We start from the raw sequence: 15,826 nt of genomic DNA, 5'->3' as shown, positions 1-15,826 counted from the left end.
AAAACCCTCGACACCCCACAGGATCGCATCCAGATCAGGAAACCTTATTCTCTTCAACAACATAGAAAGATGGGCATTATGAAACAGGATTGTACCTGCTAAGGGAAACTGACTTGTTTGGATTGAATTGGTTAGCGCGGATTGGCCTGAATCGTTTGAGGGGGCGGTCAATTTCGTTCCAGAGGTAGTCGCCGATGAGCGCGATATAAACCAATGGCGGCGGTGCGACCTGGGACAAAAGCCCGCCGCCCTACCTCCTCTGCGTTCCGGCCGCAAGCGGTGCGGGGTCGATCGCTTCACGGCCGACGCCGAGCCATCGAGACGGGGCGTCTACCCCTGTTAATCCCTGTCAGCTTGCCGGATTGCGCGCGGTGACGATCCACGCCGCGCCGTCGATCATCACCGACCGCTCACCGGGGCAGCCCGCGAAGACCGCACGAACCGCAGCCGAGGCGCGGGCGCGGATATCGTCGGGCTGATCAGCGAGAGAGCGCGCCAGCGGGCCGACCTCGAGTGTCATCTTCACCGCGTCGTCGAGCGCCGCGTCCCGCGTCTCCCCCTTGCCGAACGGGATGGAGGCATCGAGGGGCGCGATAGCGACATCGGTGAAGCCAGCCACCGTTAGAATACGCGCCACCCGCCCCTGGTCGCCAAACGAGAACGGGCCGGGCGCTTCGGGACCGGGCGGCGTCATCGGCGGGAGGATGCCCTTCATCGCGCCCATCGGCAAGCGCACCCAATCGTTCTCGGCCATGCCGCGCCAGCAGACGAAAGCGACCCGCGCGCCCGGCTTGAGCGCACGGCGCATATGAGTGAAGGCCGCCGTAGGATCGTCAAAGAACATCACTCCGAAGCGCGAGAACAGGATGTCGAACGCGCCCTGGGGCAATTCGGTGCTGCTGGCGTCGGCCACCTCGAACACGGCCGGCGTATCCTGCGGCGCTAGCGCGCGCGCTCTGCCGATCAGCGGTTCGGATATGTCCACGCCTAGCACATGGCCCCTCGCGCCGACGCGGGCGGCCAGATCCAGACTAGACGCCCCCGCGCCGCAGCCGACGTCCAGCACGCGTTCGCCCATGGCGGGCGCGGCGGCTTCGATCGCGGCCTGGCCGAACACCGCCATCATGGCATCGAGCCGGGCCTGGTAAGTGACCCACCGCTCCCCGCTTTGGCCTTTCCAGTCGGCTACCTGATAAACATTTTTCTCTGTCATGCCATATCCTTTGTTCTGATCCGTTCTTAACCAGGCTATCCGCCCGCTTGGTCGTTCCCACCGTGTGCGGCGACGAACATGGCGACGGCGGACCGGCAATAGGATTCGATTTCGTTGTCGTCCTCTGCTCTCGCCTGATCGAAGCGTGCGATAATCAAGAGATCGGATCCTTTGATAAGCGCGGCAAACAAGCGGGCGGACGGGAGAGGATCGGGCACGTTCAGAACCGCCTTCGCGTGCAACTGACGCAACAGGGCCTCGATTTGGGCGATGACATAGGCGGGGCCGGCTTCGTAATGGAGCTTGCTTAGCGACTTTTGATTCGTCTTGTCGGCCATGATCATGGCTTCGACACTGCGGACGTCCGGGCTCAACAGCGTGCGAAGCAGGGATGTTCCCACCGCCATGAGCTGATGTTCTGCCGAACCGTCGACGCCTTCAATAATGGCCTGTGGTGCAAACTGATGGCAGTGGGCCGCGATGGCCGCACTGAACAGCGCCTCCTTGTTCTCGAAGTGCCGATAGATGCTGAGCTTGGATATCCTCGCTCGCTGGGCGACCTTGTCCAATGTCGTCGCTTGAAAACCCAATTCCACAAAGAGTTCGCACGCGGCGTCGACTATCGTTTGGCCAAGCGCCTCGTTGGCGGGCCGGCCGCGCCGGCCCTGGCTGTTATTGGTCACGACAAATCCAGTCCTTGACAGTATCCTAATTCTTGATTTACGATACCATATAGTATCTAAAAGGTGCAAGCCAATGCGTAGATGTCCTCCAAATCAAGCTTCCCTGGGCCGCCCGGCGATATCGAATGCGGCATCGTCCGGTCGATCAACACAGTGATGGGCGACTTTCTCGCCAATGCCGAAGCCCGGCTCGCTGCCCGTTTCGAGCGCGTATCGCTGGACGATATTGCGCGCCAGGCCCAACCCATCCCCCTCCAACCACAACACGGAGCCCATCACCATGGATGAAGTCGTCATCATCGGCGGCAGCTTTGCCGGTCTCTCCGCCGCGCTGCAGCTCGGCCGCGCCCGCCGCAAGGTCACCGTTCTCGATACCGACCTGCCACGCAACCGCTTCGCCGGCCACTCGCATGGCCTGCTCGGCCACGATCACAAGCCACCGCTGGACATCCTGGCCGAGGCGCGGCAGCAACTGGCGCGTTATCCCACGGTTAAGCTGGTCAATGCGCGTGCCGACAGCATCTCCGGCACCATCGACAATTTCTTTGTCCTCACCGGCGATGGCGAAAGCCTTGGGGCGCGCCGCCTGATCCTAAGCTATGGCGTTGCCGACCAGATGCCTGATGTTCCGGGCTTTGCCGAAAGTTGGGGCACATCCATCGTGCCCTGCCCCTATTGCGATGGCTTTGAAGTCGCCGGCCAGCATTGGGGCCTCGTCTGGTCCGGCCCGCCGTCGCACAATTATGTCAAGCTGTACCACGATTGGACCGACACGTTGACGGTCTTCGCCGATGGTCACGACATTGCACCCGATATCCGGGCCGATCTGGCGCGCCGCAACATACCTGTCGTTGACGGCCGGATCACCGAAATCGCCCGTCACGGGGGCCATAATGCCACCGTCAAGCTCGATACCGCCCCCAATGTCGCAGTCGATATTTTGTTCGCGCATCCGCGCAACAAGCCGTCCGCAAGCCTGCATGAATCACTGGGACTCGCCACGCTCGATACACCCCTCGGCATCGCCCTCAAGGTCGACGAGCGCCGCGAAACCAGCACGCCCGGCATCTACGCCGCCGGCGACCTCGCCAACCCAGCCATGGCTTCGGTCACCACGGCAACATCGCACGGCGCGACGGCGGGTATCTTCGCCCAGCAGTCGATGCTGGTTGTCTAATCGCATTCCATCCGTCAAGCGGGCTTGAGCATTCAGCGACCTTACCGGCTTGCGGGACAGGCAACCCGGCTGAACTGATTGGATGGAGCTGCCCTCACCGGCCGGGTCCTTCAGAGCTATCCAGTGCTGGGAGCAGGGTTGTCTCCGCGGTCGACAAATGTCGCCGCACAATGGTCTTCGCAGGTGGGATCTTCCTAATGTTTGAGGCGCAGTCTCAACGAGCTGCCGCCAGCGAAGCGGAATGATCCTGCCCACGTCCGCAGCAGGGACGCTCAGCACCCAAAGCTGGTGGCGCGCTGAGGGACGAAGGCTGAGCGTCGCCTATATGGCCGCGCCAGCCGATGCGTTGAACACTTCTCCCGTCTTGAGCATGCTGTGCATGATGACCGCGAGTTTCCGGGCGACGGCCACAGCGGCTCGCTTGAAGCCAAGCCGCTCGCGCAGCTTAAGTCCCCAACTCTTGAGACTGCTCTCGGTGCTGGCACTGGTTCGCGTCAAAAGCACCGTCGCCGCTTCATAAAGCAGCCCACGTAAACGATTGTCACCCCTTCGCGAGATATGGCCGTCATAGTCGACCTCGCCTGACTGATAACGCCGCGTTGTCAGCCCAAGCCAGGCGCCAACCGAGCGCGACGTTCGAAAGTTTTCTGGATTTTCATTTGCCGTAACGTAGGACACCGCTGTGACCGCGCCGATTCCCGGAATTGTCATCAAGAGCTTCGTGGCTTGGCTCGCACGTGCCACTATCAGCAACTGGCGACCAAGATCGGCTGCGCGCTTGCGGATATCGTGCCACGCCTCCAAAAGAGGCAAGATAATCTTCGCAAGCTCGCTGTTCCCATCCAAAAGCTTCCGCACATCGCCATCAAACACTCGACCCTTCGCTTTCGGGATGATCAGACCGAAGGTCTTCATCAGGCCGCGGATTTGATTGCCGAGTTGCGTTGAGATGTGCAAGAGCTGTTGCCGGGCAGCCACCAATGTGCGGGTCATCATGGCGTCAAACGACTTGACGCGAACCGCTTTGTAAAAGCCTGCTTCAGCGAGTTGCGCTAAACCATCCGCATCGTTGGCATCGGTCTTGTTGAGCGCTTCGTTCAATACCTTTTGCGCGTGCCGCGCTTCAATGCAGATCGCTGGCACTCCCTCGCTCGTCAGCGCGTGATAGAACCACGTCGACAAAGGTCCTGTTTCGAATACGACGCGCCGCGCGCGCGGAGCTTTTTTGCGGATCATCTGTGCAAGAAGCTTGGGATCCGAAGGACATTTCCCCCGCCAGATCCGCTTCCCGTCCTCCCGGATCGAAATTGCGGTATCTTTCAATGAAACATCAAGGCCAATATATTGGTTCACGGTTGCCTCCATCCGATGTTTGGGCCCGGTTCCAATCGAGAGCCCGTTTTTCCATCTTATCGGGGGCAACCGCCCTCACCAGCCAAAAGCTACAGACCGTCGCGCCGCGATTACTCCATGTTTGAGAGCACAGATTCCCTTCTCCGGCTGCCGCGGGCTACTCATATTCTGAAGGTTGCGGGCCGGTGCCACGGAAAACCGGCTGGCCGTGTAACACGTCACCTTCGACCTGCCACACGGCACCTTTCACGCGCAGCAGGGTGGGGATCCCGATGGTCAACCGACGCTTGTCTTGCACGGTTTGCCGCCACAAATGAGCCGTCGACGCAACCGCGCTCCGATGTCTGCTTTCGAAAAGCGGTGGTCCAAAGCGGCCTGTCCGGAACCGTGAAGAGTTTCGGGCGCCGCGAGGCGTACGAAAGTCCCCGAGGAAGGAACCCGCGGACCCCAGTCGAAGGCTATGGAGATTTCAATCTGCGGCTCATGTGCGCGGTAGCAGGATCGCAGTCAAGGAGTGGGATGATGGATTGCGGGCAGGTCGCTTCTTTGCGCACCCGCGCGGCTTTCCGGGCCTGGCCCAGGCTCGCCGCGACCCTGTCGGCGGCAATGATCGCCACGGACGCATGCGGGTCGGTTGCCGGAGGCGTGACGCCTGCGCCTGAAGTCTTGACCATGCCATGCCGGGTCATGAAGCCGTCTCCCGGTTCGTCGCCGTCGCATCCGGCGGTCCGCGCGGCTGCTTCCAGCGTTCAAACATCTCGATGACGATCATTCGTCCGCCGCAGCAGGGGCATGGCGGGCGGAAGTCGTCCTGTTCGCCTGGTACGCCGTCATCGACCGGTGCGGCGACGTGGAGGAGTTCGCGCGCGAGCGCGAGGCTGGTCTTGCGGGTTGAGCCGGCGAGCAGGCCGTAGTGCCGGATACGATGGAAACCACGCGGCAAGACATGGAGTAGGAAACGGCGGATGAACTCATCGACCGCGAGCGTCATGATCTGCTGCCGGTCGCAGCCGTCGCGGCGGTAGTCTTTATAGCGGAAGGTGACGCCAGTTTCGTCGAAGGTGATCAGGCGGCGGTTCGAGATTGCGACCCGGTGGGTATAGCGCGACAGATAGGCAAGAACCGCCTCAGGACCCGCGAAAGGCGCCTTCGCATAGACCACCCAGCGTTTCTTTCGGACCGGCGATAGATGCCGCAAGAATGCCTGCCGCTCGGCGAGATGAGCAAGTGCGCCAAAAAAGCTGAGCCGCCCGGCGTCGTGCAGAGTGACCAGCCGGGTGAAGTCGAAACAGTTTGCTGAGTACGCGTACCGGAAGCAGGAAGGCCGGGCGCGATGATATCCATCGGCTTCCGTCTGGCGTGATGCCGCCGCCCGGAACGATCATGTGCACATGCGGATGGTGCGTCATCGCCGATCCCCAGGTGTGGAGCACGGCGGTGATGCCGATGTGCGCGCCGACGTGCTTGCGATCGGCCGCGATGGTCAGCATCGTCTCCGACGCCGCCTTGAACAGCAGGTCATAGACGGGCGCCTTGTTCTGGCACGCTATGTCGGCGGCCTCGGCCGGCAGGGTGAACACGGCGTGGAAGTAGCCGACTGGAAGCAGATCAGCCTCGCGTTCGGCAAGCCATCTCCGTGCCGCTGCGCCCTGGCACCTTGGGCAATGCCGATTGCGGCAGGAGTTGTAGGCGATCCGCCGCTGGCCGCAGTCCTCGCAGGCCTCGACGTGACCGCCGAGGGCAGCAGTGCGGCAGTTCTCGACAGCCGACATCACCTTCAGTTGCGGCAGGCTCAGATGTCCTGCATGCGCGCGCCGGTATGCCGCGCCGGCACCACGGAAGATGTCGGCGACCTCGATCGAGGCACGCAAGGCTCAACCGTCGGGGAAGGCTTCTTCCGGCTTGAACAGGCCGAGCTTGTCGAGCGGACTCGTAACTGTGCGGACCGTCCTGGTCGCCACCTTGGCGTAGAGGGCGGTGTTGTTGAGTTTTGCGTGCCCGAGCAGGACCTGGATGATCCGAATGTCCGTGCCGTCCTCCAGCAGGTGGGTGGCGAAGCTGTGGCGCAGCGTATGCGGCCCGACCCGCTTGGCGATGTCGGCGGCCTGGGCCGCCTCAACGACGATCCGATAGAGCTGCCGCGTGCTGATCGGCTTCATTGCGTGTTGGCCAGGGAATAACCAGCCGTCGCGATGCATCACACCCTGCTGCCGCCCCACCTTCCACCACTGGCGCAGCAGGGTGAGCAGGCCCTCCGAAAGCATGTCATTGCGATAGCGCCCGCCTTTGCCACGTTCGACGCGCAGCAGCATCCGCTCGCTGTCGACGTCGGCGACCTTCAGCATGGAGACCTCCGCAACACGTAGGCCGGCGCCATAGGCGACCGACAATGCTGCTTGAGGCAGGTGGTGGCATTGAGTAACCGGGCAACCTCGTCGCGGCTCAGCACCACAGGCAGGTTCCGAGGATGCGCCAGCCGGACGAGCCTGCGCGCCAGGTCCGGGCGATCGAGGGTCTGGGTGAAGAAGAACCGTAGCGCCGACACGATGCTGTTCATCGTCGGAACGGGAAGGTGAACGCCCGAGAAAGGTTGCCAGGCGACCGATGTCGCGGAGATAGTTGCGCTGCGTTTCGCGTGAGAAACGTCGCATGTTCATGTCGTCGATCAACCGCTGGCGCAGCGGGCTGACGGGCGTGTCGAGATGGGGGTACTGCATGGTCAGGCTCCTTGTTGAAGAAGCTCCTCATGCTCCGCCCTTGCCGGACGACGTTCAACCCAGGCGCAACCTCCAGCCTGTGCCCCCTATTCCAACCGCAGACGCCCTCCCGCGCAGCGGGTTCGTTCGTCGAATGCTGCTATAGGCCCACCTCTCTTTCGCGCCCGTTTGTCGTTTAGGCACTACCGCTGGAGAAGACCAGCAACATATTGTTGGTAGGCATCTCGATCGTCTCGCGGAGATTAAGTCCAGCGGCCTCACCCACTTGTTCAAGATCAGCGATATCACGCACGCCCCAGGATGGGTTGCGCTCCTTTAGAGCCGCGTGGAAAGCAGCGTTCGAGGGGGCGTTGTGTGCCCCGTCGCGCATGAATGGGCCGTAGAGAAGAAGAAGCCCACCAGCGTGAAGCAAACGGCCAGCTCCTGCGAACAATCCTAAGCTTGCCGCCCATGGCGCGATATGGATCATATTGATCGACACGATGGCGTCAAAATGCCCCGTTTGTTCGACGCCCTATTGTCCTGAGCACACATCGATGTCCCGCGGTGCCAGCACATTTTTCAGCCCGGCGAATTTGATCCAGCTAGATGTGCTGGTGCGGGCGTCGGCATCCGGATCGCTCGGCTGCCAGGTGAGGTTGGGTATTGCTCCCGCAAAACACACGGCGTGCTCGCCGGTCCCGCATCCAATCTCCAGCACGGCGCCACGTGTTGGAAGGACACGTCTTAGGACCGCGAAGGTCGTTCACGGCGCTTATGTTTCGAAGAAACCTTCAAGCCTAGACTTCGTGCAGGCGTCCGCGCTTCCGGTGGTGGGACTGACGGCCTGGGAAGCCGTTTTCGACAAAGGCAAGGTTCAGTCCTGCGACCACGTCCTGGTGCATGGGGGCGCGGGTGGTCTCGGCCATATCGCGATCCAGTATCTCTCGGGGATCGGTGCTCGGACGGCGACCACGGTCTCGAGTGATATCAAGGCGGAATTCGCTCTCGGGATGGGTGCCGAGTTGGCCATCCGCTACAGGAGTCAGGACGTCAACAAGGAGCTAAAGGCCTGGAGCGGAAAGGACGGCGCCGACGTCGTGTTCGACTTTGTCGGGCACGATAACTTCGCGAGGAGCTTCGAGCACACTGCTGCTTATGGCCGTCTGGTGAACACCGTGGTCTCTGAATGGCCCAAGGGCGGCAACGCCATGGCGGAATGGAAAAACCTCGACGTCTCGTTCGTCAACATCGGCCTGCCGCAGATCGCTCGCGATCATCGGAACAGGCTGCGACAAGTCAAGGTACTCAACGAGATCGCCAATATGGTCGACTGTGGCGCGCTGCGCGCTCACATCGACCGCGTGGTTTCGTTTGAAGGCATCGGCGACGCGCATCAGGCACTAGAAGCGGGCGAAACCATTGGCCGGGTTGTCCTGCGCATTTGAAGTCTTGACCAATGAGGTACCAGGATGGCTTTAGCACCGGCAAGGTCCGCTGGGGCGCACTGTTAGAACGCGCTAGCCGCTTCAGTCAGCGTCCTAGGCACGAGCGTTCAAAGGCAACGTCTGTTTTGTCTCGGCGAAGGCAATCAATTGCTGAAGATCATGGCCGGCAACATCAAGGCGGTCCGAGGGCGCCACAATTCGGTTGTCGGTCCCGATATCTCGAGAAGATCGCAATTTCGCCATTCGTGATGAAGGGGGTCTCCACCCGCGTTCGTCCACAGGTAGGCGTTTCTGCTGTGCGAGAGCTTCCCGCTACAGCACGCAGGTCAACGCTCTCGATGCCAGGCAAATCCTGTAGGTAGCCGAATGGCACGCGGTAAGCCATTCTGGCCGCGACAGGCTCCTTCCTGAATTCCTGTCGCAAGGAACTATCTGATCGTTAGGCTAGTGGACGATCTGCCTGAGGAAGTTTCTCGTCCGCTCGTTGGCCGGAGCGCCGAAGAACACATCCGGGACGTTGCTTTCGACAATCGAGCCTTGATCCATGAATACGACACGGTCAGCCACTCGACGGGCGAACCCCATCTCGTGGGTAACGACGATCATGGTCATGCCTTCTTCGGCAAGGGACACCATGGTGTCGAGCACCTCCTTGACCATCTCCGGGTCAAGCGCCGATGTCGGTTCGTCGAACAGCATCACCTTCGGTGTCATGCAGAGCGCGCGCGCGATCGCAACCCGTTGCTGCTGCCCGCCCGAGAGCTGTCCCGGGAACTTGCATGCCTGCTCCGGAATGCGCACACGTTCCAAAAACTGCATTCCACGCTCCTCCGCGACTTTACGGGGCATACCTCGAGACAGGATCTGCGGCAACGCGCAGTTTTCAAGCACCGACAGATGCGGAAAGAGGTTAAAATGCTGGAACACCATTCCGACATCGCGCCGGATCGTATCGATGTTCTTCAGGCTCTCATTGAGTGTGACGCCATTGACGATGATCTCACCTTTCTGGTGCTCTTCGAGATGGTTGACGCACCGGATGAGCGTCGACTTCCCGGAACCCGAGGGGCCGCAGATCACGATCCGCTCGCGCGGTTGAACCGAGAGGCTGACGTCCCGAAGAACATGATAGTTGCCGTACCATTTGTCCATGTTGCGAATGACGATTGCCGGCTCCTCGACGGGCCGCACTTCTTCGATAGCCATCAGCGATAATCCTTTGCCTTCACGCGTATTTCCAGCCAACGCGCGTAATATGAGATTCCGACGCAGATGCCGAAATAGATCAGGCCGACGAACAGATAGGCTTCGGTATAGGGACCTGGCCAGATCGGATCCATTGCCACCGAACGCCCTGCGCTCAGCATGTCAAAGACGCCGACAATCATCACGAGGCTGGTGTTCTTGACCATGACGATCGCGGTGTTGGTCAACGGCGGGATGACCTTCTGGATCGCCTGCGGGAGGACAATATGCTGGATCGCTTTCCACGGAGGGATCCCCAGCGCCTTGGCGGCCTCTATCTGCCCCGGCGGGATCGCCTGAAGACCGCCGCGAAGCACCTCCGCCAGATAGGCGGCGGAGAACACCGTCAGCGCGGCAAGCGTACGGCCGAGCTTGTCGATATCGAGCCCTGGGGGCAAGAGCAGCGGCAGCAGGATCGAGGCGACGAACAGCAGCCCGACCAGCGGCAATCCCCGCACCGTCTCGATCAAACCGATCGAAAGCAGGCGCAGAATTGGCAGCTTGGATCGTCGTCCCAGTGCGAGGAAGATCGCAAACGGAAACCCAAGTCCGAGCGATAACAGCGCAAGCAGAAGCGTCACCGGCAATCCGCCCCAATTGGAAGTGGATACGTGCGCGAGGCCCGCAAAGCCGCCCCACATCAACGCGAGCATGGCACAGCCGGCTGCGATCCAGGCGCACAGGAGCTTCCTTCCCCAAAGGGCGGGAGAAAGCGATATCAGGACCATGCCGAGAACAAGTGCGATGACGACGGTAGGACGCCACTGTTCGCCTGGCGGATAGAGTCCGAACAGGATGAAACGGAACTTCGCTTCGATGAATGCCCAGCAAGCGCCGCCGGACCTGCAGGCGGACGGATCGTCCGAAGACAAGACGGCATCTGTCACGGCCCAGCGGAATGCCGGAACCAGCGAGAGGATTACCGCCACCGCACCGAGCGTCAGGAGAGCGCTCAGCATGTCACCGAAAAGGACCTTGACGATCGGCACACGCCTGGCCGGCGGTGCTTTCTGCGGCGCGACGAGCTCGGTTGCCGCGATGGCGTAGTTCATTGTCGCAATGCTTGTCATCGTGTCCCCAATGCCACGTGAGCGTTGTACCAGTTCATGAACAGCGATACCGCGATACTGATCGTCAGGAAGACGGCCAACAGGATTGCGATGCTTTCGATGGCCTGCCCTGTCTGGTTGATCACGGTCCCGACCACGAGGCCGAGTTCCGGATAGCCGACCGCCAGCGCCAACGTCGTGTTCTTCACGGTTGATAGGTACTGCGATGTCATCGGGGGAATGATGACGCGGAGCGCCTGGGGGATGATGATGCGAAACATTGTTTGGCGCTCAGACAAGCCAAGGGCGCGTCCGGCCTCCCATTGGCCCCGCGACACGGCTTCAATCCCCCCACGGATCACCTCGCTGATGAAGACTGACGTGTAGATGATCAGGCCAAGCATCAACGCGGCAAACTCCGGCGACAATCGCACGCCGCCGACGAAATTGAGCCCTTTGAGTTGAGGCAGACTGACCGACGGTTCAAGGGCGGCCACTGCGAAGAGCGCCGCAGCGCCGATCGAGATCCCAGCCACAGCTCTTCTCGAGACCAGCTGGACACCTCTTCCGAACCGCCAGAAAGCCACTGCAAGCGCTACGACCGTCACGAGGAAGGTTAGACCGTATGGTCCGAGCGATACCGACGGAATATATAGCCCGCGAAGCGACAGATAGACGCCGGGTAACGGATTGAAGGCTAATCGGGGAGCCGGCAGCAGCGTGGTGGCGAGCGCGTACCAAAACAGCAGCTGAACGATCAGCGGCATGTTGCGCACGCCGCCGACAAAGGCCCCTGCCATGGTCGATGCAAGTGGATTACGCGCGAGACGTACCAGCGCGATCAACAGGCCGAGGACAGTTGAGGTGGCGATCGCAAGCACCGAGATTGCCGCCGTGTTGGTCAGGCCCACCAGATAGGCCCAACCGAACGTGTCGGAGGGGTCATAAGGCAGGAAACTCTCCGAGATCGGGAAGTTTGCCTGCCGATGCAGGTATTCAAAGCCAACCTGAATGCCGCGTGCAGCAAGGTTCGCAGCGGTATTCGACCACAGCCAGTAGAGAAGGCTGGCAAATCCCACGAGCAACAGGACTTGAAGAGCAGCACTTCGAGCGTGGCGATTGTCCAGTAATGTCGAGAGCATGCCAGCCTCCGCGGTTATTGGAAGGCCAACGGGAACATTAGCCCGCCATCGCTGAACAGCCGGTTTGCGCCGCGATCGAGCTTCAGCGGGCTGCCCTTGCCGAGGTTGCGATCGAACACTTCGCCGTAGTTGCCGAGCTTCGCGATGATGTTGGCGGCAAACTTTTCATCAAGACCGATGGCGGCACCATTTCCGGGTTCGACCCCAAGGAAGCGCTTTACCCGTGGATCCTCGGACTTTTCCATCTCCGTGACATTGGCTTGCGTAATTCCGAGCTGTTCGCCCGCGATTAGCGCCTGGATCGACCAGTTGACGATATCGAGCCACTGGTCGTCGCCGTGGCGGACCGCCGGGGTCAGCGCATCCATGAATTTGGTTGCAGGCAAGATGACGTAGTCATCGGCGTTCTCGGCTTTCGTCGCCCTCAACGATGCGAGCGCTGCGGCATCGGTGATCAGGGCATCGCAACGGCCCGAGAAGAACGCCTGGCTCAAGGCGGAACTGTTCTCGAACACCACCGGCGTCAGGCCGAGATTGTGTTCCTTGGAGACGTCATTTGCGACGACCTCTGTCGTCGATCCGGTCTGGACGCAAACCGACGCTCCATTCATGTCCTCGACATTCGTCACGCCAAGTGCCTTCGGCATCATGAAGCCGGTGAACTCGTAATAGTTCGGCGTCGTGAAGTTGAGCCCGTTGGCATCCCGGCGTAGGGTCCAGGTGAATGTCCGCGGCAAGATGTCGATCTCCCCGGTCTGCAGGGCCGGCACGCGCTGTTGGCCGCTCAACGGCACGAATTCCACCTTGTCCTTGTCGTTGAAGACCGCAACGGCCACGGCCCGACAGGTCTCAACGTCAAGGCCACGCCAATAGCCCTTCTCGTCCGGAGCCCCGAAGCCAACCGTGCCCTGGCTCGCGGCGCATTTCAGAAAGCCCCGGGCTTTAACCGCGTCGAGCGTTGCGCCTGCAAAGGCCGGAGCGGATCCGGCGGCCAGGCCAATGGTGAGCGCAGCGCACATTCCAAGTCGCTTCAGTTTCATGTTCATTCCCCTTTTTTGTTGGTTGTGAGAATTCGGAGATCAGGCGTTCAGCTCGCCCTGGAGACCCTCGCTGGTACAGATCGTTCGGTTATGTCGGCGAGGAACGCCGCGATGTCGGCCTTGAGGTCGTCGAGATCTTCCAGGCCGATGCTGATCCTCAGGACCAGATCGTCCCCATGCCACTGGCTGGCGGTGCGGTTCTGCTTGACAGGCATGGGTGCGATGAGGCTACGGGTTCCGCCCCATGAGGCACCAATGGCAAACGTGCGCAGCACGTCGAGAGCCACGGCCGCGTGTTCGGTCGCTTCGGGCTTCAGGACGACGCTGAAGACGCCGCTCACGCCCAGGAAGTCACGCTTCCAGATGTCATGCCCCGGGAAATCCGGCAGCGAGGGGTATAGCACCCGGTCGACCAGAGGGTGCTGCTGGATCAGCGCGATGATCTCGGCAGCTCCTTCGGCGGCATGCCTGAGGCGCACGCCAAGCGTTTCCATGCCCCGCAGCACAAGCGTCGCATCGTCAGGCGAAACACCAATGCCGAGCCGACCAAGGGTCGCGCGAAGTGAAACGATGTGCTCCTCTGCGCGCACCGTAATCGACCCCATCAACACATCGGAGTGCCCGGAGACGTATTTGGTGAGAGCCTCCGTGACGATGTCGGCGCCGAGCGTGAGCGGCTTGTAGTTGAGCGGCGTTGCCCAGGTATTGTCGCAGCCGACGAGCGCGCCATGGCGATGGGCGATCTCCGCGATTCTCGGCAGATCCTGGATTTCCATGGTCGTGGAACCAGGGGATTCGCACCAGACAAGCTTGGTGCGGTTGTCGATTTGCCGCTCGAGATCGTCGATCGCCACCGTATCATAGTAAGCAACTTCAATTCCGAAGCGTGCGAGGTCTCGGTTGGCGAAGTCGCGAACTGGAGGATAGGAGGTATCGGCAATCAAGACCTTATCGCCGGAGCTCAAGAACGAAAGCATGGCGACGGAGTTCGAGGCTTGACCGGACGGGACCAGGAATGTGCGCACTCCCTTCTCAAGCGCCGTCAGTTTTGCTTCCAAGGTCCGCGTCGTCGGCGTTCCGTAGAGGCCATAGGTGTAGCCCTGATGGCCCCGCTCGCCGCGCGTCCTGTAAGCTTCGGCGTTCTTGAATACGATCGTGGAACCGCGATAGGTCGCCGCGCCAAGCGTCGCAAAACCGTCCATGTCGACGTCCGGCGTGAGTACGCACTGGGTGAGATCTTTCATCTTTGGTTTCTTCCCGAGAGATTTCGTTGATGGGATTAAACATTGGCGTATCCATTCCGTCCAATATCAATATTATGAAACCATATTCGCTGTAGTTATAAGGTCCACGCCATGAACATCCGCCAGATCGAGGTCTTTTACGCTGTCATGACCAACGGCACGGCGTCACGTGCTGCCGAAGTGCTTCGCATCTCGCAGCCTGCGGTCAGCAAGGCGATCCAGGAGCTTGAGCGCGACATTGGCTTCGCGCTCTTCCGCCGGGAAAAAGGCAGGATGTTTCCGACCTCTGAAGGACAGATGTTCTTCCGCGAGGTTGAAGGTTCATTTTTGGGTCTGGTCCACCTCAAGAGTGCTGCCGCCCGCATCCGTGATTTCGGGTCCGGTGAGATCCGGGTCGCCAGTCTTTCAGCCCTGAGCACCAACGTGCTGCCGCGGGCCCTGCGCGGCTTTCAAACAAGGCATCCGAACGTCGCGATAACGTTCCAGGCACAAATGTCTTCCGTCGTGAAGGATCTGGTCGCCAGCGGCCAGTTCGATGTCGGGCTTGCGGCGGATGAGATCGACGTTGCCGGTGTCGATGTCCGCCCGTTCGCGCGATACCGCGTAGCGATCGCCGTGCCTGTTGGGCATCGGTTGGAGGTACACAACGTCATCCGACCGCAAGATATCGACGGCGAGGCGTTCATCGCGTTGTCACCCGAGGACACCACGCGCAGATCGGCGGAAACGATCTTCTTCAACGAAAACGTCAAGCCGAAGATGGTCCTCGAGACCCCCTACTCGACGACGATCTGCGCAATGGTTCAGGCTGGGATGGGGATCGGGATGGTCAATCCGATGACCGCAGAGCCCTATGTCGGTCGCGGCCTTTCCTTGCGGCCCTTCGAACCGGCCGTCTATTTCAAGACCCTGCTGCTCTTGCCGCCCAACCGACAACCCTCTCGCATCGTCTCCGATTTCGTCGACGAGGTGATGCGTCATTCAGTTTTCCAAGATTGATTGTCTTGATCTCGATGAGCGCGCGGCGGCGAAAGCGGACGTCGAGGCAGCCGAGACCGCACCCTCGGAAGATGACGGCCAGGCTTATGTTATCGTGCTACGAAGGCGCAGCTAACGCATTTCAGTTGAACATTGTGCGATCATTTTAGCCTAGAACGTCAACATCCGCAGAACAGCCCAGCGCAAAGGGTTTCCTTCGACCCGAAGCGAACCTCAATCGGTTGTGCGAGGACCACAGGTTTGCGCCTCCATTTCGACTGATGAAGCAGACCTTGCACCTGCCGGAAAGCAGACAGTGTCTAGTTTCAAGGTAACGGCATCTTTGCGCCGCCGATAGCGGAAGTAAGCGTCGTCGCCTTTATGTCTCGGCGAAGCTGCTCAAATGTTTCGCAAAGCATCCTGTCTTCATTCTGGGCGACGGGCTCATCGCCACCATGATGCGAGGCGGTCCAGCGGAAAAGTCATGCGAGACTCGGGCTGGTTGACGCGTTTTGTGGAGCGTCTTGAGAAGCTTGGCACTGCGATCCAGACCGCCGT

Annotated in this window: 13 protein-coding genes and 3 pseudogenes; 3 read left to right on the top strand and 13 right to left on the bottom strand. The window is 60.7% G+C overall.

Going from position 1 to position 15,826, the window contains the following annotated elements; translation table 11 throughout:
- Nucleotides 1-349: 349 nt before the first annotated feature.
- The 3 genes from ABIE33_RS35390 to ABIE33_RS35380 all read right to left on the bottom strand — a co-directional run bounded on the left by ABIE33_RS35390 (nt 350) and on the right by ABIE33_RS35380 (nt 2,193).
- A complete protein-coding gene (locus tag ABIE33_RS35390; protein ID WP_429133732.1) occupies nt 350-1,213 on the bottom strand; it encodes a class I SAM-dependent methyltransferase in 864 nt (287 codons plus the stop codon).
- A 35-nt stretch (nt 1,214-1,248) separates the two neighbouring features.
- On the bottom strand, nt 1,249-1,896 hold the full coding sequence (locus ABIE33_RS35385) for a TetR/AcrR family transcriptional regulator (protein WP_429133731.1): 648 nt from the start codon (nt 1,894-1,896) through the stop codon (nt 1,249-1,251).
- A 93-nt stretch (nt 1,897-1,989) separates the two neighbouring features.
- Nucleotides 1,990-2,193: a hypothetical protein gene (locus ABIE33_RS35380; RefSeq protein ID WP_429133729.1), complete on the bottom strand. Its 204-nt coding sequence runs from the start codon at nt 2,191-2,193 to the stop codon at nt 1,990-1,992.
- Between ABIE33_RS35380 and ABIE33_RS35375 the strand changes: the two genes are divergently transcribed.
- Complete coding sequence (locus ABIE33_RS35375) at nt 2,177-3,073, top strand: NAD(P)/FAD-dependent oxidoreductase (RefSeq protein ID WP_429133727.1); 897 nt, start codon at nt 2,177-2,179, stop codon at nt 3,071-3,073. The genes ABIE33_RS35380 and ABIE33_RS35375 overlap by 17 nt on opposite strands.
- A gap of 321 nt (nt 3,074-3,394) precedes the next feature.
- Here the strand turns inward: ABIE33_RS35375 and ABIE33_RS35370 are convergent, their stop codons facing one another.
- From ABIE33_RS35370 to ABIE33_RS35350, 5 genes and pseudogenes are all read right to left on the bottom strand, one after another.
- The gene (locus ABIE33_RS35370) at nt 3,395-4,426 is read right to left on the bottom strand and encodes an IS110 family transposase (RefSeq protein WP_429133725.1); all 1,032 of its coding nucleotides are present in this window, start codon (nt 4,424-4,426) and stop codon (nt 3,395-3,397) included.
- Nucleotides 4,427-4,884: 458 nt separating this feature from the next.
- Nucleotides 4,885-5,115 (bottom strand): hypothetical protein, encoded by a 231-nt coding sequence (locus tag ABIE33_RS35365; protein WP_429133723.1) that lies wholly within the window; start codon nt 5,113-5,115, stop codon nt 4,885-4,887.
- Nucleotides 5,112-6,297, bottom strand: a pseudogene (locus ABIE33_RS35360) (IS91 family transposase). The gene ABIE33_RS35365 and the pseudogene ABIE33_RS35360 overlap by 4 nt, the downstream one beginning before the upstream one ends.
- Nucleotides 6,298-6,300: 3 nt before the next feature.
- A pseudogene (locus ABIE33_RS35355) lies at nt 6,301-7,143 on the bottom strand (tyrosine-type recombinase/integrase).
- A 175-nt stretch (nt 7,144-7,318) separates the two neighbouring features.
- Nucleotides 7,319-7,843: pseudogene (locus tag ABIE33_RS35350) on the bottom strand (DUF938 domain-containing protein).
- Here ABIE33_RS35350 and ABIE33_RS35345 point away from each other — a divergent pair.
- Nucleotides 7,734-8,570: a quinone oxidoreductase family protein gene (locus ABIE33_RS35345; protein WP_429133721.1), complete on the top strand. Its 837-nt coding sequence runs from the start codon at nt 7,734-7,736 to the stop codon at nt 8,568-8,570. The pseudogene ABIE33_RS35350 and the gene ABIE33_RS35345 overlap by 110 nt on opposite strands.
- Before the next feature lie 444 nt (nt 8,571-9,014).
- On the opposite strand, the gene ABIE33_RS35340 is transcribed toward ABIE33_RS35345, so the two are convergent.
- From ABIE33_RS35340 to ABIE33_RS35320, 5 genes are read right to left on the bottom strand one after another with little or no spacing between them, the layout of a single operon-like run.
- Nucleotides 9,015-9,776, bottom strand: a complete 762-nt coding sequence (locus ABIE33_RS35340) for an amino acid ABC transporter ATP-binding protein (protein WP_429133719.1) — start codon at nt 9,774-9,776, stop codon at nt 9,015-9,017.
- Nucleotides 9,776-10,885, bottom strand: a complete 1,110-nt coding sequence (locus tag ABIE33_RS35335; RefSeq protein WP_429133718.1) for an amino acid ABC transporter permease — start codon at nt 10,883-10,885, stop codon at nt 9,776-9,778. Before ABIE33_RS35335 ends, ABIE33_RS35340 begins: the two co-directional genes overlap by 1 nt.
- On the bottom strand, nt 10,882-12,006 hold the full coding sequence (locus ABIE33_RS35330; protein ID WP_429133716.1) for an amino acid ABC transporter permease: 1,125 nt from the start codon (nt 12,004-12,006) through the stop codon (nt 10,882-10,884). The genes ABIE33_RS35335 and ABIE33_RS35330 overlap by 4 nt, the downstream gene beginning before the upstream one ends.
- Before the next feature lie 14 nt (nt 12,007-12,020).
- Nucleotides 12,021-13,046, bottom strand: coding sequence for an amino acid ABC transporter substrate-binding protein (locus ABIE33_RS35325; RefSeq protein ID WP_429133714.1), 1,026 nt, complete (start codon nt 13,044-13,046; stop codon nt 12,021-12,023).
- A 47-nt stretch (nt 13,047-13,093) separates the two neighbouring features.
- Entirely contained in the window at nt 13,094-14,290 is a 1,197-nt protein-coding gene (locus tag ABIE33_RS35320; protein WP_429133713.1) for a trans-sulfuration enzyme family protein, read from the bottom strand.
- A 111-nt stretch (nt 14,291-14,401) separates the two neighbouring features.
- Here ABIE33_RS35320 and ABIE33_RS35315 point away from each other — a divergent pair, with 111 nt between their 5' ends.
- Complete coding sequence (locus ABIE33_RS35315) at nt 14,402-15,289, top strand: LysR substrate-binding domain-containing protein (protein ID WP_429133711.1); 888 nt, start codon at nt 14,402-14,404, stop codon at nt 15,287-15,289.
- Nucleotides 15,290-15,826 lie beyond the last annotated feature (537 nt).

Origin of the sequence: Ensifer sp. 4252 (assembly GCF_050434565.1) — a bacterium.
Taxonomy (GTDB): domain Bacteria; phylum Pseudomonadota; class Alphaproteobacteria; order Rhizobiales; family Rhizobiaceae; genus Ensifer.
Note: the sequence above shows the minus strand (reverse complement) of the source record. Positions and strands in the feature narration are given on the sequence as shown.